This window comes from Pseudonocardia sp., assembly GCF_050246655.1.
GTDB lineage: Bacteria > Actinomycetota > Actinomycetes > Mycobacteriales > Pseudonocardiaceae > Pseudonocardia.
On the sequence record NZ_JBFWVQ010000098.1, the window covers coordinates 1 to 21,587 of the forward strand.

A 21,587-nucleotide genomic window follows, 5' to 3' on the forward strand; every position below is an offset into this window, starting at 1 on the left:
CTGCTGACGCAGTGGCGACCGGCGAGGAAGGCGCGGACCGCCCCGACCACCGGCGCACCGCTGCCCGCGCCCACCGGAGGCGAGTGAACCGTGCAGGCCGAGTACCTCGAGATCACCGACCTGACCGTCAGCTTCGACGGCTTCGTCGCCGTCGACACGGTCAACCTGTCCGTGCTCGCCGGGGACCTGCGGTTCCTCATCGGGCCCAACGGGGCGGGCAAGACCACCCTCATCGACGCCGTCTCCGGGCTCGTCGCGGCCACCGGCTCGGCGACGTTCGACGGCAACGAGCTCATCGGACGCAAGGAGCACCGCATCGCGCGCCTCGGCGTCGGGCGGACGTTCCAGACGGCCACCGTGTTCGAGGAGCTCACGGTGCTGCAGAACCTCGACATCGCCGCCGGCGCCAAGCGCTCGTCGCTCTCGCTGCTGCGCCGCCGCCGGTCCGTGCCGGCCGCGGTGGCCGAGACGCTCGAGACGGTGGGGCTCACCGACCTCGCGGACGCCCCCGCCGGGATCCTCGCCCACGGCCAGAAGCAGTGGCTGGAGATCGGGATGCTGCTGGTCCAGGATGCGCGGCTGCTCATGCTGGACGAGCCCGTCGCCGGGATGAGCGGCGAGGAGAAGGACGAGACCGGCCGGCTCCTGCAGCGCATCGCGGCCGAGAACCGCACCGTCGTCGTCGTGGAGCACGACATGGACTTCATGCGCTCCTTCGCCGCGTCGGTCACCGTGCTGCACGCCGGGAAGGTGCTCTCGGAGGGCAGCGTCGAGAAGGTGCAGGCCGACCCGCGGGTGCAGGAGGTCTACCTGGGGCCGGGCCACCACACGGAGGCCGAGGTCGCGGCCGTGCTGGGCGAGGGGGCCTGATGTCGACGGCGATGCTGGAGATGGTCGACGTCGAGGTGGCCTACGGGCGCACCTCCGTGGTGCACGGGGTGAGCATCGCCGTGCCCGACGACGGGGTCGCGGCCGTGATGGGGCACAACGGCGCCGGGAAGACGACGCTGCTGCGCGCCGCGGTCGGGCTGCTCCCCGTCCGCTCGGGCAGGATCGTGCTCGGCGGCGAGGACGTGACGAAGCTCGCCCCGCACCAGCGCGTCCGCCGCGGGCTCGCGTACGTCCCGCAGGGGCAGCAGTCCTTCGGGCAGATGACGACGATGGAGAACCTGCAGCTCGTCGCGGACGGCAAGCCCAACGGGGTGACGCTGGTGGACGAGGCGCTGGACCTGTTCCCCGCGCTGCGCGACCTGCTCGGGCGGCGGGCCGGGCTGCTGTCGGGCGGCCAGCGCCAACAGCTCGCGATCGCCCGCGCCCTGGTCACCGAGCCGCGGATGCTGATCCTGGACGAGCCGACCGAGGGCATCCAGCCGTCGGTGGTGACCGAGATCGAGAACACCATCCTGGCGCTGACGCAGCGCGGCGGGTTGTCCGTGCTCATGGTCGAGCAGCACGTCGGGTTCGCCCTGAACGCCGCGCACCGCTACTACGTGCTCGCCTCCGGGCGCATCACCGCCGAGGGCACCGGCGGGGTCGACGCGGTCACCGGGGTGCGGGCCGCGATGGCGATCTGACATGCGCAGGACACATCGTCGAAACACCGCGAGCTTAGAACGGTCCTCATGCATCTGAGCCCCCAGGAACGGGACAAGCTGCTCGTGCACGTCGCCGCGGACGTCGCCCGCGGGCGGCGGGCGCGGGGCTTGCGGATGAACTACCCGGAGGCGGTCGCGCTGATCACCGACCACGTGCTGGAGGGCGCCCGCGACGGCCGCTCCGTCAGCGAGCTGATGGCGTCCGGGCGCACGGTGCTGCGCCACGACGAGGTGCTCGACGGGGTGGGCGAGATGCTCGACTCGGTGCAGGTGGAAGCCACGTTCCCGGACGGCACCAAGCTCGTCACCGTGCATTCCCCGATCGCCTGATGGCGGGGTCGGCGAGCAGCGACGGGCCCGGTGCGGTGATCCCCGGCGACGTGCCGGTGGAGCTGAACCCGGGGCGCGAGCGCGTGACGATGGTCGTCACCAACACGGCGGACCGGCCGGTCCAGGTCGGGTCGCACTTCCACTTCGCCGCGGCCAACCCGGGGCTCGCCTTCGACCGGGAGGCGGCGTGGGGGCGCCACCTCGACATCCCGGCGGGAACGTCGGTGCGGTTCGAGCCCGGAATCGAGCGCGAGGTGACGCTGGTGCCGCTGGCCGGTGCCCGGGTCGTGCCGGGCCTGCGGGTGGAGTGGGCCGGCCCGCTGGACGCGCGGTCCCACGCGCCCGGACCCCTGGAGTACGGCTCATGACGACGATCGACCGCGCACGGTACGTCGACCTGTTCGGCCCGACGGTCGGCGACCGCATCCGCCTCGCGGACACGAACCTGCTCATCGAGGTCACCGAGGACCGCTCCCGCGGCGCGGGCTCCGGCGACGAGGTGCTCTTCGGCGGCGGCAAGGTGATCCGCGAGTCGATGGGCCAGTCCACGCGGACGTCCGCGGAGGGTGCACCGGACCTGGTGATCACCGGCACGGTGATCCTGGACCACTGGGGTGTGGTCAAGGCCGACGTCGGGATCCGCGACGGTCGCATCGTCGGGATCGGCAAGGCGGGCAACCCGGACACGATGGACGGCGTCGACGACGCGCTCGTCATCGGGCCCGGTACGGAGGTGATCGCCGGAAACGGCCGCATCCTCACCGCGGGCGGCATCGACTGCCACGTCCACTTCATCTGCCCCGAGCTCGTCGACACCGCGCTCGCGTCGGGGCTCACGACGCTGATGGGTGGCGGCACCGGCCCCGCGGACGGCACCAAGGCCACGACGATCACGCCGGGCCCGCGCAACATCGCGCGGATGCTGCAGGCGATGGACCATCTGCCGATCAACCTGCTGCTCATGGGCAAGGGCAACACCGTGCGGTCGGAGGCGCTGTGGGAGCAGCTGCGGGCCGGGGCGGGCGGGTTCAAGCTGCACGAGGACTGGGGCACCACCCCGGCCGCGATCGACGCGTGCCTGCGGGTGGCGGACGCGTCCGGGGTGCAGGTGGCGATCCACACCGACACCCTCAACGAGGCGGGGTTCCTGGAGTCCACCCTCGCCGCGATCGCCGGGCGCTCGATCAACGCCTTCCACACCGAGGGCGCGGGCGGCGGGCACGCCCCGGACATCATCGAGGTGGTCGCGCACCCCAACGTGCTGCCGTCCTCGACCAACCCGACGCGCCCGCACACCGTCAACACCATCGACGAGCACCTCGACATGCTGATGGTCTGCCACCACCTCAACCCGTCCGTGGTCGAGGACCTGGCGTTCGCCGAGAGCCGCATCCGGCCGACGACGATCGCGGCCGAGGACGTCCTGCACGACATGGGCGCCATCTCGATGATCAGCTCGGACTCGCAGGCCATGGGCCGCATCGGCGAGGTGATCATCCGTACCTGGCAGACCGCGCACGTCATGAAGGCCGCCCGTGGGGCACTGCCCGGGGACGGGCGGGCCGACAACGCCCGGGCCCGACGCTACGTCGCGAAGTACACGATCAACCCGGCGCTGGCGCACGGGATGGCGTCGGAGATCGGCTCCGTCGAGGTGGGCAAGCTCGCCGACCTCGTGCTGTGGGAGCCGAAGTTCTTCGGAGTGCGCCCGCAGGTGGTGCTCAAGGGCGGCTTCATCGCCTGGGCCGCGATGGGGGACGCGAACGCGTCCATCCCGACACCGCAGCCCGTCCTGGCGCGGCCGATGTTCGGCGCGGCACCGCGGGTGGCCTCGGAGACGTCGCTGAACTTCGTGGCGCCGGTCGCCGTCGACGAGCTGGGGTCGCTCGGGCTGGCGAAACCGTCGGTGGCGGTCACCGACACCCGCCGCGTCGGGAAGTCGGACATGATCGGGAACACCGCGATGCCGCACGTGGCGGTGGACGCGGACTCGTTCGCCGTCCGGATCGAGGGGGAGCTGGTCGAGTCCGCCCCGGTGACGGAGCTGCCGATGGCGCAGCGGTACTTCCTGTTCTGATGGGCTGCTCCGAGCGAGATGTTCCACGGGGCGAGGTCCCGGCACGGCGGCCGCGGCTGCCGACGGGCGGGTCGGGGGCACCGCGTCCGGCGAGCCGGTTGCTCCCACAGACCGCGTCGATCCTGCCGCGTCCGACGGCCGAGAGGAACACCAGCGGGGTTCTGACGGCCGGCAACCCCGTTGATGTTCCGCTCGCGTGCACCGGACCCGGATTCGCGCGGCGGCGGCGCGCGGCGGAAGCCTGCGGACGGGTCGGGCGCGCGCGGACCGGGTGTGCGCAGGCGGCACGGACCGGGCGTGCGCGGACCGGGGCGGCGTGGTGAGCCTCGCCGCGCTCGTCCTCGCGGACGCGCGGTTCCCCGGCGGCGGGCACGCCCATTCCGGGGGACTGGAGGAGGCCGTCGCGCGGGGGCTCGTGACGGACCTGGTCGGCCTCGATGCGTTCCTGCGTGGGCGGCTGAGGACGGCGGGGCTCGTGGCGGCAGCCTTCGCCGCGGCGGCGGCCCGGCTCGCGGAGGGGGCGAGCCGGCCCTTCGGCGCGGCGGGTTGGCCCGCCGACGAGGCGAACCCGGCCGCCGGGGGCGAGGCCCGGTCGCGCGCCCCCGGGCCCTGCGACGTCGCTGCGTGGGCCGACCTCGACGCCGAGCTGGACGCCCGCACGCCCTCCCCCGCGCAGCGCGCGGCGTCCCGCGCCCAGGGCAGGGCGACGTTGCGCGCGGTGCGGCTGGCCTGGCCCTCCCCCGTGCTGGACGCGCTGGTGGCCGTCCATCCGCGCCCACACCACCCGCTGCTGCTCGGCGCGGTGACGGGCCTGGACGGGGCCCGCCCCGCCGAGGCCGCCCGCTGCGCGGGCTACCTGGCCGTGACGGGTCCGGCATCGGCCGCGGTGCGGCTGCTCGGCCTGGACCCGCTCGCGGTGAACGCGCTGGTCGTGGCCCTCGGGCCGGACCTGGCGCACGTCGTGGGCGCTGCGACCGCGGAGGGGGCGGTCGCGGCGCTGCCGGCGCCCGGGGCGCCGGTCCTCGACCTCATGGCCCAGTCCCACGTCCGACACCACCGGGAGCAGGTGCGTCTCTTTGCCAGCTGAGCAGGGCCACAGTCACGGACACGACCACGGTCACGGGCACGGCCACAGTCACGGACACGGCCGGGACCACGCCGGTCACGACCCCCACACGGCACCGGCGCCCCCCGGGCGCGCCGTGCGGATCGGCGTCGGCGGGCCGGTCGGCAGCGGCAAGACGGCGCTGGTGGCGGCCGTGGCGCGCAGCCTCGCGCCACGGCTGAACCTCGCCGTCGTCACCAACGACATCTACACCACCGAGGACGCCGACTTCCTGCGCCGTGCGGGCGTGCTCGCTCCGGAGCGGGTGGAGGCGGTGCAGACGGGCTGCTGCCCGCACACCGCGATCCGCGACGACATCACCGCCAACCTGGACGCCGTCGAGCTGCTGGAGGAACGGTTCGGGGACCTCGACCTCGTCCTCGTCGAGAGCGGCGGCGACAACCTCACGGCCGTGTTCAGCCGCGGGCTCGTCGACCGGCAGGTGTTCGTCGTGGACGTCGCGGGCGGGGACAAGGTGCCCCGCAAGGGCGGCCCCGGCGTCACGACGGCCGACCTCCTCGTGATCAACAAGACCGACCTGGCGCCGCTCGTGGGCGCCGACATGGCGGTCATGCTCGCCGACGCCCATCGGATGCGCGGCGAGCTGCCGGTCGTGACGCAGTCGCTGGTCGAGACCCCGGACGCGCCCGCGGTCAGCGAGTGGGTGCTGGCCCAGGTGGCGGGCGTGCGCGGCGGGGCCGCCGTGGGCGCCTGACATGCGGGCGCGGGCGCGGGTCGTCGTCGAGCGGGACGGGGCGCGCTGCGTCGTGCGCGAGCTGCGCTCCGAGGCACCGTTGACGCTGGTACCGCAGCGGGGCGCGGTCGCGACCGGCGCAGACGCCGTCACCGTCCACATGGTCGGCTCGGCCACCACGCCCCTCGGCGGCGACGACGTGGCGCTGGACGTCGTCGTGGGCCCGGGCGCGGCCGTCGTCGTCACCGGGGTGGCTGCGGCCCTCGCCCTGCCCGGCGCGGGGGGCCGCAGCAGGCTCGCGGTGCACCTGGACGTCGCGGACGGGGCGTCGGCGCAGTACCTGCCCGAGCCGACCGTCGTCACCGGCCGGGCCGCGCACGACACGACGCTCGACGTGCGCCTGGGCGCGGACGCCCGGATGCGGTGCCGGGAGGTACTGGTCGCGGGCCGGTGCGGCGAGGCGGGCGGGAGCCTGCGCAGCCACGTCCGCGTGGCGGACGCCCGGGGACCGCTGCTGGTGCAGGAGTTGGAGCTGGGCGACCCCGCGCTGCACGCCTCGCCCGCGTACCTGGCCGGGCACCGGGTGATCGGGACCGAGGTGCTGGTATGGGGCGAGGACCCCGACACCGGCGCGTCCGGGGACATGTGGTCCCTGATGCCGCTGGCCCGCCGCGGCTGCCTCGCCACGGCCGTCGGGCCGGACGCCGTCACCACCCAACGCGACCTGGCCCTCGCGCTGGCCGCCCATCCCGGCTGGACCGCGACCGTGACGGGCGGGGTCGCCGGGGTGCGGTGACCGAGCAGGTCAGGAGGTGGGCGAGCGCAGACTCGACCAAGCCGACGTCCCGACCAGGACGTCGCCGCCGACCGCGGCGTCGACGATGCGCGGGAGGTCAGCTCCAGCGGTAGCCGCGCGGGGTCACCATCCGCCCCGCCACCATCCGCGTCGCGGACGACCCGACGACGACAGTGGTGAGCATGTCCACCTCGGCCGGGTCGAACCGCGCGATCGGGGCGGTCCAGACGCGCTGCCCGGTGCGGCCCGCCTGGCGCACCGCCCCGACGGGCGTGGTCGGCGGCCGATGCGCACGGATCACGTCCAGCGCGGCGCCGAGCTGCCAGTGCCGGTCCCGGCTGCGCGGGTTGTAGAAGCAGGCGACGAGGTCGGCCTCGGCAGCCGCGGTGACGCGGCGCAGGATCACCTCCCACGGCGTGTGCAGGTCCGAGAGCGAGATCAGGACGTGGTCGTGGCCCAGCGGCGCCCCGAGCAGGGACGCGGCGGCGAGCGCTGCCGTCACCCCCGGCACTCCGACGACCTCCACGTCCGGTCCGGCCTGCTGCAGGGCGGGGCTGCCCATCGCGTAGATCCCGGCGTCACCCGAGCCGATCAGGGCCACGGCGTGGCCCTTCGCGGCCAGCGCGACGGCCTCCGCGGCGCGCTGCTCCTCGTCGCCGAGCCCGCTCGCGCGGATCTCGGTGCCGGGACGCAGCAGGTGGCGGACCTGGTCGACGTACTGGTCCAGGCCGACGACCACGGCCGCGCGGCGCAGCTCCGCCTCGGCGCGGGGCACCCGCAGGTCCGCCGCACCGGGCCCGAGGCCGACGACGGCGAGCCGTCCCCTGGGCCGGGTGCGGGCGACCGCCACCGTCACGTTGTCGCCCTTGAGCTTCTCCACCACCAGCTCGACGGTCGCGCCGGGCGCGAGCTCGCTGGCGGCGTGCAGGGCGGCGGCCTCGGCGACGCTGGGGGTCCCCACCTCGGCGCGGACGACCTCGCTGGGGTTCGGCACGCCGACCTCGGCCAGGGCCGCGGCCGGGTAGGTGAGCAGCGCGGCGGGTGCGATCGCGGCGAGGATCCCGGCCTCGCCGGCCTTGAGGTCGACGCTCGCGTACGCGCGGACCGCACGCAGGTCCAACCCGTGGTCGGTCTCGACGCGGCGCAGCGCTGCCGTGACGGCCTCGGCCGGCACGCCGCGGGCGCTGCCGAGGCCGACGACCAGGGTCGGCGGGATCAGCCGGGTGAGGTCCGGCCCGGGCCGGGCCGGGAGGCGGTCGGTGACGGCGAGGGTGTGCCGCGGGACAGGGCGGCTGGTGGCGGCCGCGAGCGGCGGCAGCGGGAAGCCCAAGGGGTTCTCCACGCCCAGCGCCCCGTCGAGCAGGGCCGTCCCCGCGGCGGCGAGGTCGCCGTCCACCGTCGCGTGCAGGACGGCCACGACCTCGTCCAGCCCGGTGGCGCCGACGGAGTCCGACGCCGTCGTGATCACCGGCTGCGCGCCGAGCACGGCGGCCACGCTCCGGGCCAGCGCGTTCGCCCCTCCCCCGTGCCCCCCGGCGAGGGCGACGGCGAAGCGGCGGGCCTCGTCGACGCAGACGACGCCGGGGTCGGAGTGCTTGGAGGCGAGCAGCGGGGCGATCAGCCGCACGGTGGCGCCGGTGGCGAGGAAGAACACCGCACCGTCCAGGCCGGGCCAGCGGTCCGCGAGGTCGTCGAGCGCCACCACCTCGCTGCCGGGCACGGCGGCAGCGACCTCGGCGGCGGCGCGACGGCCCGCGGCGGTGACGGCGAACAGGGCGAGCGTCATGCGGTTCCCCAGAGCGGCGTCGTCGGGTCGGCGGCGTGCGAGGTCAGCCACGGGAGGCGCGCAGCGCGCGGCGCGCCTCACGGTCCGGCTTGCGGAACGTGTGGAAGTGGCCCGCGTGGTAGAGGTGCGACCGCGTCCCGGACGCCCCCAGCGCCGCGCCGACCAGGAAGAGCGTGTGCCGCCAGAGCTTGTGCTCCTTGCACCGGGCCGCGACCTCGTCGAGCCGGCAGCGGAACCACATCTCGTCCGGCCAGCTCACCCGGTACGCGACGACGACGGGGGTGTCGTCGGGGTAGCCGCCCGCGCGCAGCTCCTCGACCAGCTGCGACGTGCGGGCCGCCGACAGGAAGATCGCCATCGTGGTGCCGTGCCGCGCGAACTCGCGCACCTTCTCCCGCTCCGGCATCGGGGTCTTGCCGCCCTCCAGCCGGCACAGCACGACGGACTGCGCGACCTCCGGGATGGTCAGCTCGCGGCCGGCGGTGGCGGCGGCGGCGCCGAACGCCGACACGCCCGGCACGATCTCCACCTCCAGCCCGAGAGCCTCGGCCGCGTCGTACTGCTCCTGGACCGCACCCCACAACGACGGGTCCCCGGAGTGCACCCGCGCCACCCGCAGGCCCTCCCGCGCGGCGCGGGCGTAGAGCGCGAGGACGTCCTCGTGGGCGATCTTCGAGGAGTCGACGAGCTCAGCGCCCGGGCGGGCGTGCTCGGTGACGCACTCCTGCATGACGAGCGACGCCGCCCATACGACGACGTCGGCCTCCGCGATGCGCCGCGCACCGCGCAGCGTGATGAGGTCGGCCGCGCCCGGCCCGGCCCCCACGAACGACACTCTCCCGGCAACCACGCCGGACAGTCTGTGTGGCGAAGCGCCCGCCGTCCACGAGAGGACCGGCACACGGACGGGTCGACCCTGCGCCGAACGTGCGTCATCAGCTGAACAGCGCAGTGTCATCCACCACATGGGGCAACCGTCCGGTGAGTCCGGGCGACCGCCAGGCGACACCTACGACACATTCGGGCGGAACGGGCCTACTCGGCGTGGTTCGTGAGGTCTACTTCGAGCACGGCCCGACCCGGTCCTCACCGGCGGGCCACCGGAGTAGAGAGAGGACGAGCGATGTCCTACGACGTCGTGAGTGCGTACACGCTGGTCGTCGGCGACGACGACGGACCGCCGTCGGTCAGCGTGCACGCCACGGCCGACGAGGCCTGGCGCGCGCTCGATTACGAGGTGCGCAGGCGCTGTCGGATGCGGGCCCGCCCGCGGAGGCGGGTCGACGCGGAGGCCACCACCCGGCTGGCCGACGCCTGGCGGTCCGCGGACCGCGAGAGCCGCTTCTGGCAGATCCGCCCCCACCAGCTCCCGATCATGGTGCCCGCCGTGGCACCCCGCGCCCTCGCCGGTCAGCGGTAACCCACCGGCCGCCGGTCAGCGCCGATCGGCCCCCGCTCCCCCGTGCTCCCCGCTCAGCGCGCCCGATCCGCCAGGGCCGCCACCGCGTCCACGACGACGCCCCACAGCTCACGCGGCAGGCTGTGCCCCATCCCGGGCAGCATCATCAGCCGCGATCCCGGCACCGCAGCGGCCGTCGCCCTGCCGCCCGACGGGCGCACCAGCGGGTCCTGCGCGCCGTGCACGACCAGCGTCGGCACCGCCACTGCGCGCAGCCCCGCCACCCGGCTCGGCGAGGCGTTGATCGCGGCGAGCTGGCGCGCCACCCCGCCCGGGTCGTTGCTGCGCGCGAACGCGCGGCGCGCGTAGGCCTGCAGCCAGGCGACGTCCATCGGGTAGCCCGGTGACCCGATCACCTTCGTGACCGCCACGATCCGCTCGGCGGCCTCGTCCGCGGAGCGCGCGGGACGGATCAGCAGCGCCCGGGCCGCGGCCCTGTTCGGCCGCCCGATCCGCGGCGACGGCGTCGACATGATCGAGGTCAGCGAGCGCACCCGCTGCGGGTACGCGATCGTGAGCGCCTGGGCGATCATTCCGCCCATCGACACGCCGACGACGTGCGCGGACGCCCAGCCCAGCGCGTCCAGCACCGCGACGGCGTCGCCCGCCATGTCCTCGATCCGGTACGACGCGACCCGCCCGGGAGTGAGCAGGAGCGGGAGCAGGGCGGGGGTGCCGCGCTCGTGCAGGTGCGTGGACAGGCCGACGTCACGGTTGTCGAACCGCGCCGTCGCGAAGCCGCGGGCGGCGAAGCGGGCCACCAGCTCGTCGTGCCAGAAGTGCATCTGCATGCCAAGGCCCATGACGAGCAGCAACGGCTCGCCCGTCCCCGGCCCGCGCTCGACGGCGAGCGAGAGGGGACCGTGGACCGCCGTGAGCTGCTCGAAGGCGGGATCGACGCCGGTGCGGGTCATGCGGCCGCCTTCCCGTCCATCGCGTCGCGGACCGCGGCGTGGGACGTGTCCAGCGACCGCTCCAGCACCGCGGTGCGCCTGCGGGGATCCATGAGGTTGCCGCCCATGACGGCGAGATCGGCCGGGCCCGGCGTGAGCACCGTGACCCGCGTACCGGTGGCGCGCACGCGGCGGACCTCGGCGTCGGTCCAGTGGGTGATCAGCCGCCGCAACCAGCGTTCGGCGGCGGCCAGCGGGTCCAGCGGCAGGTCGTAGGCGTGGCTCGCCAGCGGCGCGAGCACGTACACCTCGTCGAGGTGCGGGGCGTTCGGGCGCGCCAGCAGGTCCACCGACGCGGCCGAGGCGATGCCGCCGTCCACGTACCGGTGCCCGCCGATGATGCGCGGCACGAACCAGCCCGGGATCGAGCAGGACGCGAGCACCGCCTCCGCCACCGACGACGGCGGCCCGCCCGCGCGTCCGAAGACGGTGCGCCTGCCCGTGTCGTAGTCGACCGCGACCACCCACAGCGGGGCGCCCGGCACCCAGCGGTCCTCGGTGGCACCGAGCCGGTCCTGCAGCGCGTCCACCAGCCGCACCAGCGACCCCATCCGGGCCCGCCCGACAGGCAGCAGCGCCGACGCCGCGACGACCGGGTTCACCGCGCGGGGAGCCGTCACCGCGCGGACGAGCATCCGCGGCGAGCCGATCCACGGCAGCGGGATCGGCGGGAACCCGTCGCCACTCTCCCGCTCGAGGGTGCGCATGTCCGGCAGGCGGTCCACCGGCAGGCCCGCCTGGTGGTCGATGAGCTCGTCGATCGACACGCCGCAGCGCAGCGCCGCACCCAGCACCGCGCCCGCGCTCGTGCCGACGACGAGGTCGACCTCACCCAGCGGCCGGTCCACCCGCGCCTGCAGCGCCTTGAGGGCCCCGGCCATCCACGCGGATCCCAGCACCCCGCCCGCGCCGAGGACGAGCCCGATGCGGCGGCTCACGGGACCGTCTCCTTCAGCTCCGAGAGCGACGTCTCCAGCGCGACTGCGAGGTCGTCCGCGTCCGCCATCGCGTCGCGGTCCGCGTTCAGCCCGTAGAAGACGCCGCCGTTGTAGGAGGTGATCCCGATCGACACCGCCTGCCCCTGCGCCAGCGGCACCACCGGGTACATCGCGACCATTCGCGCCCCCATCGCGTAGAGGGGGAACTGAGGGCCCGGGACGTTCGTGACCACGACGTTGAACACCCGCGACGACAGCGAGCTGGTGAGGCGTGCGGTGAGGCTGTGCAGCGTCGGCGGGGTGAGCCCGACCAGGCCCACCAGGGCCGTCGCGCCCACCGCCTGCCCGCTGCGCTTGTGCGCGAGCATCGTCGCCGACAGCGTGGCCAGCCGCGACACCGGATCCGGGTCACCCACCGGCAGGTCGACGAACACCGCCGAGATCTGGTTGCCCGCGGGCCTCCCGCCGCGGCGCGCCCGCACGCTCACCGGAACCATCGCCCGCACCGTCGTGGACCGCAGCACCGGCTCGCCGCGGCCCTCCAGCCAGCGCCGCAGCGCGCCGGTGACCACGGCGAGCACCACGTCGTTGACCGTCCCGCCGTGGGCCTTGCGGACCGCCTTGTAGTCGTCGAGCTCCGCCGCCGACGTGGCGAAGCGGCGGTGCGGCGAGATCGGGGCGTTCAGCGGGTGGGCGGGCGTCCCCCGCCCCGCGCTGCGTGCCGCCGCCAGCATCGCACCCGTCGTGGAGGCAATCTGGCCGACCGCGGCCCGCAGGTCCGTGACGGCCCTGCCGACCGTGTCCAGCGCCGTCCAGGGGCGGCGCAGGTGCGTCCCGAGCGCGTCCGCCATGAGCCCGAGCGAGGACGGCTCCGGCCGGGGGGCCCAGTCGTCCGGGGGTGACTCACGCGGCTCGGGGGTCATGTCGAGCAGGACCGCACCGATGTCGATCGACCCCAGCCCGTCCACCACAGCGTGATGGGTCTTCGAGATCACCGCGAACCGCGGCGACCCGTCCGGCGCGGTCAGGCCCTCGACGAGGTAGATCTCCCACAGCGGGCGGTCGCGGTCCAACTGGCGGCCCATCACCCGGCCGGCCAGCTCACGCAGCTGACCCTCCGTGCCCGGGCCGGGCAGCGCGGCGCGGCGGACGTGGTAGTCGAGGTCGAAGTCGGGGTCGTCCACCCACACCGGCGGGCCGAGCCACCCCGGCACCTCCCGCACCTTCTGCCGGTAGCGGGGCACCGCCGCGAGCCGCGCGCCGATCAGGCGTGCGAACGCGTCCGCGTCGATGTCGCCGTCGAAGATCAGCAAGCCGCCGACGTGCATGGCCGTCGTCGGACGCTCCATGTAGAGGAACGACGCGTCCAGCGGGGACAGCGGGTCCACGACGCCCTCCTGGAACTCGACAGGTCTCGACGGTGTGTCGTTCGCATGAAGCAACGGTTACTTGACGGTAGCAACGCGCGCCGCTCTCTGCACGAAACCACGGACGGCCTCCGGTGATCCGGCGGGGTGGGTGTGCAGGAACGACGCGTGCACCCCGCCGAGCAGGAAACCCTCAGGTGGGGAGCCCTGCCACGCCCACGCGGGCGCGTCGCCCGCCCGCGGCGTGGTCGCCGCGTGATGGAACTCATGCCCCGTCACCCGGCTGCCCGCCCCGAACAGCGCCGACGCTCCCAGCGCCACCGCGTCGCGGTAGCCGAGCGTGAGCCGGCCCGTCATCGCGGCGGAGGCGGGCAGCACGTCGCACAGCGGGAGCCCGTCCAGGTCCCGGCACAGGTACAGCAGGCCTCCGCACTCCGCGTGGACGGGCGCGCCCGACGCCGCCAGCGCCGCCACCGCGGCCCGCAGCGGCGCGTTGGCCGACAGCGCGCCGGCGTGCTCCTCCGGGAGGCCGCCGGGCAGCACCAGTGCTGCCGTCGCCGGTGGGAGGTGCTCGTCGCGCAGCGGGTCCAGGACGGCGACCGTCGCGCCCGCGGCCTCCAGCAGCTCGAGGTGCTCGGCGTAGCCGAAGGTGAACGCGGCTCCCCCGGCGACGGCGACGACGGGGTGTGCGGGGGCTGCGGGGTGCGCGGGGGCTGCGGGGGCTGCGGGGGCTGCGGGGTGCGGCTCGCGAACGGCCCGTACGGGAGCTAGGTCTTCCCATTCGTGCCGTTCGCGCAAGGGGGGCCGGGTGGGAGGGAGGGGCCGGGTGGGAGGGAGGGGCCGGGTGGGAGGGAGGGGCCGGGCGGGAGGGGGAGGCCGGGTGGAAGGGGGAGGCACGGCGGCAGCGGCCAGCGCCTCCATCGGCGACCACGCCGGCCCGGGTGCCAGCGGCGCGGCGCAGGCGACCACCGCGTCGAGGTCGACGTGCCGGGCCACCAGCTCCGCCATCGCGTCCACCGCGGCAGCGGCGGCGGCGCCGTGCTCGACGGCGGTGACCAGCCCGAGGTGCCGCGACGGGACGGCGAGTGCGTCCTGCCGCGGGAGGGCGCCGAGCACCGGCAGCCCCACCTCGTCGGCGGCGGCCCGGAGCACCTCCTCGTGGCGGGCGCTCCCGACCCGGTTGAGCACCACCCCCGCGATCCGGACGGCCGGATCGAACGACCGGAACCCGTGCAGCAGCGCGGCGAGGCTGCGCGACTGGCCGCGGCAGTCCACCACCAGCACCACCGGCGCCCCGAGCAGGCCCGCGACCTGCGCCGTCGAGCCGTGGCCGTCGCGGATGCGCCCGTCGAACAGGCCCATGACGCCCTCGACCACCGCCACCTCGGCCCCCGCCGCGCCGTGGCGCGCCAGTGGCGCGACCAGCTCGGCGCCGACGAGCACCGGGTCGAGGTTGCGGCCGGGACGGCCCGCGGCGAGCGTGTGGTAGCCGGGGTCGATGTAGTCCGGCCCGACCTTGAACGGCGCGACCGTGGTGCCCCGGCGGTGCAGCGCGGCCATCAGTCCCGTCGCGACCGTCGTCTTCCCGCTGCCGGACGAGGGCGCGGCGATCACCACCGCGCGGGCGCTCACCGTGCAGCCCGCGGGGTGGCCGTGCACACGTCCGGGGGTGTGCACGGCGTCCCGGAGATGTGCACGCCGCCCGGTCTACTCGTGCCCGAGGACGGGGTGCGCCACGTACGGCGCCTCCAGCGCGGCGATCTCGTCGTCGGAGAGCTCGACACCGACGGCCGCGACGGCGTCCTCCACGTGCCCGGGCTTCGTCGCCCCGACGATCGGGGCCGTCACCGCCTCCTTGTGCAGCATCCACGCGAGCGCCACCTGCGCGAGCGGCAGCCCGCGGGCCTTCGCGACGTCCGCGACGGCCCGGACGACGGCGTCGTCGGACTCGGTGTACATCCGGTCCGCGATGACGTCGCTGCCCGAGCGCGTGGTCGTGCGCTCGTCCGGCAGCCGCGCGAGCCGCCCGCGCGCCAGCGGGCTCCACGGGATGACCCCGACCCCGGAGTCCAGGCAGAGCGGGTGCATCTCCCGCTCCTCCTCGCGGTAGATCAGGTTGTAGTGGTCCTGCATGGAGACGAACCGCGTCCAGCCACCGAGGTCCGCGACGTGCTGGGCCTTCGCGAACTGCCAGGCGTACATGCTCGACGCGCCGATGTAGCGCGCCTTCCCCGCGCGGACGACGTCGTGGAGGGCCTCCATCGTCTCCTCGATCGGGGTCTCGGGATCCCAGCGGTGGATCTGGTAGAGGTCGACGAAGTCCGTGCCGAGGCGGCGCAGGGAGGCGTCGATCCCGGCCAGGACGTGCTTGCGGGACAGGCCCCGGTCGTTGCGGCCCGGCCCCATCGGGTTGAACACCTTGCTGGCGAGCACGTAGTCCTCGCGGCTGCCGAAGAACTCGCGCAGCAGCCGCCCGGTGACCTCCTCGCTCGCGCCGTCGGAGTACATGTCGGCGGTGTCGAAGAACGTCACGCCCGCCTCGGCCGCGCTGCGCACCAGCGGGCGGGCGGCGTCGACGTCGAGCACCCAGTCCCGCCACGCGGGCGAGCCGTAGCTCATCATCCCGAGGCAGATGCGGGACACGTGCAGGCCGGTCGAGCCGAGTCGGATCTGGTCCACGTACCCGGACCTTAGTTGCCCGGGCCCGCGAACGGGCCAGGCACGGCGCGGGCCGGCGGCTCACCACTCGATGCCGCGCTGGCCCTTCTGCCCGAAGTCCATCGGATGCTTGACCTTCGTCGTCTCCATCACCACGTCCGCGGCCGCGACCAACTCCGAAGCGGCATCCCGACCCGTGATGATCACATGCTGGCGGCCCTCCCGACGCGCCAGCACCTCCACCACCTCCTCCACCTCCACCCACCCCCACTTCATCGGGTAGGTGAACTCGTCGAGCACATACACCTCGTGGACCTGCGCCTCGATCCGCCGCCGAATCTCCGCCCACCCCTCAGCGGCCTGCGCCGCATGGTCACCCTCACTGCCCCGCTTGCGCGACCACGACCAGCCCTCACCCATCTTGTGCCACTCGACAGGGCCACCCTCACCGGTCTCAGCGTGCAGGCGGCCCAACGCCCGAAACGCAGCCTCCTCACCCACCCGCCACCTCGCCGACTTCACGAACTGGAACACCCCCACCGACCACCCCTGCGCCCACCCGCGCAACGCCAGCCCGAACGCGGCCGTCGACTTCCCCTTCATCTCCCCCGTATGCACCACCACCAACGGCCGGTTACGGCGCTGGCGGGTGGTGAGCCCGTCATCCGGCACGGTCGTGACCTGTCCCTGTGGCATGCGTCCACCGTAGGGCGCAGGATGCGGGACGTGTCGATCGTCATCCCGCTCGACGACCCGGCCGCCGATCTCGCCCGCGCGGGCGGCAAGGGGGCATCGCTCGCGCGGCTCGCCGCCGCCGGACTGCCGGTCCCCGAGGGCTTCTGCGTCACGACGGACGCCTACCGGCTCGCCGTCGCGGGCCGCGAGGCGGAGATCCGGGCCGCCCTCGCGGGCGTCGACCCGTCCCGGCCCGGCACCTCGGAGGCGGCGGCCGCGCGGATCGTGCCGCTGTTCGCGACCGTCCCCGACGACGCCGCGGAGGAGATCGTCGCCGCCTACCGACGCCTCGGTGGCGGGCCGGTGGCCGTCCGTTCGTCGGCGACGGCGGAGGACCTGCCGGATCTCTCGTTCGCCGGCCAGCAGGAGAGCTACCTCGACGTCGAAGGCGTCCCCGCGCTGCTCGACGCCGTCCGCCGCTGCTGGGCGTCGCTGTGGAACGCCAGGGCGATCGCCTACCGGGCCCGGGCGGGCGTCGCGGGGGACGACGTGGCGCTCGCCGTCGTGGTGCAGCGGATGGTGGACGCCGACGCGTCGGGGATCCTGTTCACCGCCGACCCCGTCACGGGCGCCCGGGACCGGGTCGTGGTCAACGCCGGCTGGGGGCTGGGCGAGGCCGTCGTGGGCGGGCGGGTCACGCCGGACACCGTCGTCGTGGCGGGGGACGTCGAGATGCGGGTGGCGGACAAGGCCCTCATGACCGTGCGGACCGGGAACGGGACCGCCGAGGTGCCGGTCCCCGAGGAGCGCCGCCGTGCCCCGGTGCTGGACGAGGCCGAGGCCCGCGAGCTCGCCGCGATCGGCGCGCGGGCCGAGGAGCTCGACGGCGTGCCGGTGGACGTCGAATGGGCCCGCACGAACGGCAGGCTGATCGTCCTGCAGGCCCGCCCGATCACCACCCTGCGCGAGACCTGGAACGACAGCCTGGCGGGCGACTTCCTCTGGACGGCCGCGAACGTCGGCGAGGCCGTGCCGGACGTCATGACGCCGTGCACGTGGTCCGTGGTGAAAATCTTCCTGGCCGAGTCGATGCCGCTGCCGGCCGTTGCGGGCTTCGGCCTCACCGGCAACGTCGGCGGGCGGCTCTACCTCAACATGAGCGTGATGCTCGCGGTCGCGGACGCCCTGTTCGTCGGCAGGCGGGCGCGGGAGGGCATCGTCCAGGTCTTCGGGGGCGTCCCCGACGAGCTCCTCGTGCCCCGGCTTCCCGTGGGCCGGTGGACGGTCATCCGGTCGGTGCTGCCGCGCATCGTGCGGGCACGGCGGCGCTTCGCGGCGGGACGGCGCGAGTTCCCCACGGTCGTCGCGCGTACACCGGCCCGTTGCGCCGCGCTGCGGGACCGGATCGCGACGGCGGACGCACCCGCGCTCACCGCCCTCTGGCGCGACGAGCTCGAGCCGTTCCTGCGGTCGGCGTCGTCGCTGCTCGGGGCGGTCGCGCGCGGCGACAACGGTCGCCTCGCCCTCAGTGGGACCCTGGCCCGCCAGGTCGGCGAGGACGACGCCGCGCTGCTCATGACCGGTGCCCGGCCCGGCGGCGGCGCGCTGGACAGCCTCGGCCCGGTCCTCGGCCTGGCGCGGCTCGCCCGCGACGAGATCGACCGCGACACCTACGTCGCGCGGTGGGGCCATCGCGGCCCGCACGAGCTGGAGCTGTCCCTCCCCCGCCCCGCCGAGGACCCGGGTTGGCTCGACCGCGAGCTCGCCGCGCTCGGCGAGAGCCACACGGACGGGCTCGCGCTCGTCGAACGCCGCGACGCCGCCCGGGCCGGGGCGTGGCAGCGGATCGAGCGCGCCGATCCGCGCACCGCCGCCCGCCTTCGCCGCAGCCTCGACGGGTGGGCGCGGCTCGCCGGCGCCCGCGAGCTGGCGCGCTCGGAGGTCGTGCGCGTGTTCTGGGTGCTGCGGGACTGGGTGCTGCGGGCGGGTGCGGTCACCGGGCACGGGGAGGACCTGTTCCTCCTGGCGGTGGACGAGATCCTCGCGGTCCTCGCAGTCGTCGCGGCCGGCGCCGGCCGCGGTGGCTCGGCGGCGGCGCCCGGCCCGGCAGGCGACGCGGGGACGGCGGCCCGCACGGCGCTGGCCGCCGTGCCGGCCCGCCAGGCTGCGCACGCCCACTACGCGGCGCTGCCGCCGTACCCGACGTGGATCCGGGGCCGCTTCGACCCGGACCGGTGGGCGGCCGACCCGGACCGGCGCAGCGACCTGGTGGACTGCACCGCCGGGGCGGCGGACCGGGTCGGCGGCGACGCGGCGGGTGTCGTGACGGGTTTCCCCGGGGCCGCCGGGGTCGTCGAGGGCACGGCGCGCGTGCTCGCCAGGGCCGAGGAGGGCGACGCGCTGCGGCCCGGCGAGATCCTCGTGACCACCGCGACGAACGTCGGCTGGACGCCGCTGTTCCCCCGTGCGGGCGCCGTGGTGACCGACGTCGGCGCGCCCCTGTCGCACGCCGCGATCGTGGCCCGCGAGCTCGGCGTCCCGGCCGTCGTCGGCTGCGGCGACGCCACCCGGCGGCTGCACACCGGCGACCGCCTGCGGGTCGACGGTGCCCGCGGCACGGTGGAGCTCCTGGGGCGGGCGCGCTGAGACCATGATCACCGTGAGCGGTGCAGGACGCTCGGATACGAGCGCGAGGTACCCGTCACGGTGATCATGGACGGGGTGGTGTGTGGCAGGGACGGTCAGGCCGCGCGGGCGGCGTGCACGACCCCGGCGACGCGGTCGGCGGAGAGCTCGTCGACCGTGACGAGCGCGGCACCCGCGGCCGCGGCCACGGATCGCGCGAGCCCGAGCCGGACGGGGCCGCTCTCGCAGTCGACCACCACCGTCGCGACCCCGTCCGCCGCGAGCAGGGCCGCCGCGCGCAGGGAGTCGGCGACGGGATCCGCGCCGGGGCGGGTCGCGACGGTCGCCCGCCCGTCGGTGAGCAGGACGACCAGCGGCCTGCGCCTCGGATCGCGCAGCCGCTCCACGGCGAGCACCCGGCGGGCGCGCAGCAGGCCGTCCGCGAGTGGCGTGCGCCCGCCCGTCCGCAGCCGGGCGAGCCGGGCCTGCGCGGCGGGGACGCTGGACGTCGGCGGCAGCGCCACCTCGGCCTCGCCGGCGCGGAAGGTCACGAGCCCGACCTTGTCGCGGCGCTGGTAGGCGTCGCGCAGCAGCGACAGCACCGCCCCCGTCACGGCGGCCATCCTCGTGCGCGCCGCCATCGACCCGGACGCGTCCACCACGAACAGCACGAGGTTGCCCTCGCGGCCTTCGCGGTGCGCCCCACGCAGGTCGCGGGGCCGGACGTCGATGGCGGGTCGGCGCTTCGCCGCCGGATGCTCGGGCGCCGGGTCGGACGCCACGGCCGATCGGCGCGTCCCGGGCGGGGCGGCCGCGCCGCGGCGGGCCCGCTGGTGCGGTGCCGCGGCGGCGAGCGTGGCGAGCAGGTGCAGGTCCGCGGCGCGGCGCGGCCCGGCGCCGGTGGGGCGGACGACGCGGCCGGCGTCCGTGCGGGCACGGGAGCGGCGGCCGGGCGCACCCTCGCCGAGCCCGGGGACGTCGATGAGCCGGGCGCGGAACGCCGCCGCCGGGGCGGGTGCGGCCCGGGAGGGGCCGTCGCCGCGGCCGCTGGCGTCGCGGGCGTCGCCGTCGGGATCGCGGTCCGGACCGGCACGGTGTGACCGGGGCCCGGCCGGATCGACACCCGTCAGGTCGCCGTCGGCCGCGCCGGACGCTTCGCCGGCCGGGTCCCGGCTGCCGGCCGGGCCGGGATCGGTGCCGTCCGGCGCATCGGCCGCGCCGGTGTCCCGGTCCGGGTGCGCGGGCCCGCCCGCCGATCCGTCCGCATCGCCGTCCGCATCGCCGTCCGCGGCCCCGCCGCCCGGCCCGTCCGGGTCGGGCTCGTCGTGCGCGGCGGCCGCCTTGCGCAGGGCGTCGTCCAGGGCCGCCTCGTCGATCCCGGGCTCGTCGAAGGGGTCGCGGCGGCGGCGGTGCGGCAGGGCGAGGCGGGCCGCGACCCGTACGTCCTCCTCCGCCACCGCGTCCGCGCCCCGCCAGGCGGCGTGGGCCATCGCGGCGCGGGCCATGACGAGGTCCGCGCGCATCCCGTCCACGTCGAACGAGGCGCACACGGCCGCGATCCGCCGCAGCTCCGCGTCCGGCACCACGACGCGCGGCAGGCGCTCCCGGGCCGCCGCGATGCGCTCGGCCACGTCCGCCTCCGCGCAGGCCCAGCGCGCGACGAACCCCGCGGCGTCCGCCTCGAACGCCAGCCGCCGCCGCACGACCTCCACCCGCGTTCCGACGTCGCGCGACGCGCGCACCTCCACGGTGAGCCCGAAGCGGTCCAGCAACTGCGGACGCAGCTCCCCCTCCTCCGGGTTCATCGTCCCGACCAGCAGGAACGACGCCGCGTGCGACACCGACACCCCGTCGCGCTCCACGTGCGCACGCCCCATGGCGGCGGCGTCGAGCAGCAGGTCCACGAGATGGTCGGGCAGCAGGTTCACCTCGTCCACGTACAGCACCCCGCGGTGCGCGTCGGCGAGCAGCCCCGGCTGGTAGGCCCGGACCCCCTCGGACAGGGCACGCTCCAGGTCCAGCGCACCGACCAGCCGGTCCTCGCTCGCCCCGACCGGCAGCTCCACCAGCGGCGCCGCAACGGTGAGCCGGCCCGACGGCGTCGCGACCTCCCCGTTGCCGGACGGGGCGGCCCCGTGCGGCCCGTCCGGGCAACCCGGGTCCGGCGCGCCCGGGTCGCAGTGGAAGCGGCACCCCGCCACGACCTCCACCGGCGGCAGCAGCGCCGCGAGCGCCCGCACCGCCGTCGACTTCGCCGTGCCCTTCTCACCGCGTACGAGCACGCCCCCGACGACGGGGTGGACGGCGTTGAGCAGCAACGCGAGGCGGAGGTCGTCCTGCCCGACGAGGGCGGAGAACGGGTACGTCGCTGGGGCCGTCACACCGCAACCCTCTCACGTCTGAACATCTGTTCAGGAGTTGGCTCACCCGGCCTCACGCCTCCGGCACACATGGTCGGCTCCCGGCCCGCCTCCGCTCCTCCCTCGCCAGAGCTCGGTCGATGCTCACCCGGCCTCACGCCTCCGGCAC

At 75.6% G+C, this 21,587-nt stretch carries 19 protein-coding genes; 10 read left to right on the forward strand and 9 right to left on the reverse strand.

Annotated features, from left to right (window positions below; all coding sequences use genetic code 11):
* The first annotated feature begins 90 nt into the window (after positions 1-90).
* The 8 genes from urtD (at position 91) to AB7J25_RS23890 (ending at position 6,597) form a co-directional block, all read left to right on the forward strand.
* On the forward strand, positions 91-870 hold the full coding sequence (gene urtD, locus AB7J25_RS23855; RefSeq protein WP_428512328.1) for an urea ABC transporter ATP-binding protein UrtD: 780 nt from the start codon (positions 91-93) through the stop codon (positions 868-870).
* Positions 870-1,574: an urea ABC transporter ATP-binding subunit UrtE gene (gene urtE, locus AB7J25_RS23860; RefSeq protein ID WP_428512329.1), complete on the forward strand. Its 705-nt coding sequence runs from the start codon at positions 870-872 to the stop codon at positions 1,572-1,574. The genes urtD and urtE overlap by 1 nt, the downstream gene beginning before the upstream one ends.
* A 48-nt stretch (positions 1,575-1,622) precedes the next feature.
* Positions 1,623-1,925: an urease subunit gamma gene (locus AB7J25_RS23865; RefSeq protein WP_428512331.1), complete on the forward strand. Its 303-nt coding sequence runs from the start codon at positions 1,623-1,625 to the stop codon at positions 1,923-1,925.
* Entirely contained in the window at positions 1,925-2,293 is a 369-nt protein-coding gene (locus tag AB7J25_RS23870) for an urease subunit beta (protein WP_428512333.1), read from the forward strand. Before AB7J25_RS23865 ends, AB7J25_RS23870 begins: the two co-directional genes overlap by 1 nt.
* A complete protein-coding gene (locus tag AB7J25_RS23875; protein WP_428512335.1) occupies positions 2,290-4,002 on the forward strand; it encodes an urease subunit alpha in 1,713 nt (570 codons plus the stop codon). Before AB7J25_RS23870 ends, AB7J25_RS23875 begins: the two co-directional genes overlap by 4 nt.
* Positions 4,003-4,321: 319 nt before the next feature.
* Positions 4,322-5,089: an urease accessory protein UreF gene (locus tag AB7J25_RS23880; RefSeq protein WP_428512361.1), complete on the forward strand. Its 768-nt coding sequence runs from the start codon at positions 4,322-4,324 to the stop codon at positions 5,087-5,089.
* The gene (gene ureG / locus AB7J25_RS23885; protein WP_428512337.1) at positions 5,079-5,822 is read left to right on the forward strand and encodes an urease accessory protein UreG; all 744 of its coding nucleotides are present in this window, start codon (positions 5,079-5,081) and stop codon (positions 5,820-5,822) included. The genes AB7J25_RS23880 and ureG overlap by 11 nt, the downstream gene beginning before the upstream one ends.
* A 1-nt stretch (position 5,823) precedes the next feature.
* Positions 5,824-6,597 (forward strand): urease accessory protein UreD, encoded by a 774-nt coding sequence (locus AB7J25_RS23890; RefSeq protein WP_428512339.1) that lies wholly within the window; start codon positions 5,824-5,826, stop codon positions 6,595-6,597.
* Positions 6,598-6,694: 97 nt separating this feature from the next.
* Here the strand turns inward: AB7J25_RS23890 and cobJ are convergent, their stop codons facing one another.
* Together cobJ and cobM are read right to left on the reverse strand one after the other, a co-directional pair.
* Positions 6,695-8,383, reverse strand: a complete 1,689-nt coding sequence (gene cobJ / locus AB7J25_RS23895; RefSeq protein WP_428512341.1) for a precorrin-3B C(17)-methyltransferase — start codon at positions 8,381-8,383, stop codon at positions 6,695-6,697.
* A gap of 43 nt (positions 8,384-8,426) precedes the next feature.
* On the reverse strand, positions 8,427-9,233 hold the full coding sequence (cobM, locus tag AB7J25_RS23900; RefSeq protein WP_428512343.1) for a precorrin-4 C(11)-methyltransferase: 807 nt from the start codon (positions 9,231-9,233) through the stop codon (positions 8,427-8,429).
* Positions 9,234-9,506: 273 nt separating this feature from the next.
* On the opposite strand from cobM, the gene AB7J25_RS23905 reads away from it, so the two are divergent.
* The gene (locus tag AB7J25_RS23905; protein WP_428512345.1) at positions 9,507-9,803 is read left to right on the forward strand and encodes a hypothetical protein; all 297 of its coding nucleotides are present in this window, start codon (positions 9,507-9,509) and stop codon (positions 9,801-9,803) included.
* A gap of 53 nt (positions 9,804-9,856) precedes the next feature.
* On the opposite strand, the gene AB7J25_RS23910 is transcribed toward AB7J25_RS23905, so the two are convergent.
* The 6 genes from AB7J25_RS23910 to cobO are packed head-to-tail and all read right to left on the reverse strand — an operon-like array spanning position 9,857 to position 16,454.
* Positions 9,857-10,756: an alpha/beta fold hydrolase gene (locus AB7J25_RS23910; RefSeq protein ID WP_428512347.1), complete on the reverse strand. Its 900-nt coding sequence runs from the start codon at positions 10,754-10,756 to the stop codon at positions 9,857-9,859.
* A complete protein-coding gene (locus AB7J25_RS23915; RefSeq protein WP_428512349.1) occupies positions 10,753-11,733 on the reverse strand; it encodes a patatin-like phospholipase family protein in 981 nt (326 codons plus the stop codon). Before AB7J25_RS23915 ends, AB7J25_RS23910 begins: the two co-directional genes overlap by 4 nt.
* Positions 11,730-13,121, reverse strand: a complete 1,392-nt coding sequence (locus AB7J25_RS23920) for a WS/DGAT/MGAT family O-acyltransferase (protein ID WP_428512351.1) — start codon at positions 13,119-13,121, stop codon at positions 11,730-11,732. The genes AB7J25_RS23915 and AB7J25_RS23920 overlap by 4 nt, the downstream gene beginning before the upstream one ends.
* A 57-nt stretch (positions 13,122-13,178) precedes the next feature.
* A complete protein-coding gene (locus tag AB7J25_RS23925) occupies positions 13,179-14,759 on the reverse strand; it encodes a cobyrinate a,c-diamide synthase (RefSeq protein WP_428512353.1) in 1,581 nt (526 codons plus the stop codon).
* Positions 14,760-14,807: 48 nt separating this feature from the next.
* On the reverse strand, positions 14,808-15,779 hold the full coding sequence (locus AB7J25_RS23930) for an aldo/keto reductase (RefSeq protein ID WP_428512355.1): 972 nt from the start codon (positions 15,777-15,779) through the stop codon (positions 14,808-14,810).
* 60 nt (positions 15,780-15,839) lie between these two features.
* Entirely contained in the window at positions 15,840-16,454 is a 615-nt protein-coding gene (cobO, locus tag AB7J25_RS23935) for a cob(I)yrinic acid a,c-diamide adenosyltransferase (RefSeq protein WP_428512357.1), read from the reverse strand.
* Between the two features lie 21 nt (positions 16,455-16,475).
* On the opposite strand from cobO, the gene AB7J25_RS23940 reads away from it, so the two are divergent.
* Positions 16,476-19,079 (forward strand): PEP/pyruvate-binding domain-containing protein, encoded by a 2,604-nt coding sequence (locus tag AB7J25_RS23940; RefSeq protein ID WP_428512359.1) that lies wholly within the window; start codon positions 16,476-16,478, stop codon positions 19,077-19,079.
* Positions 19,080-19,174: 95 nt separating this feature from the next.
* Here the strand turns inward: AB7J25_RS23940 and AB7J25_RS23945 are convergent, their stop codons facing one another.
* Positions 19,175-21,439 (reverse strand): VWA domain-containing protein, encoded by a 2,265-nt coding sequence (locus tag AB7J25_RS23945; protein WP_428512360.1) that lies wholly within the window; start codon positions 21,437-21,439, stop codon positions 19,175-19,177.
* Positions 21,440-21,587 lie beyond the last annotated feature (148 nt).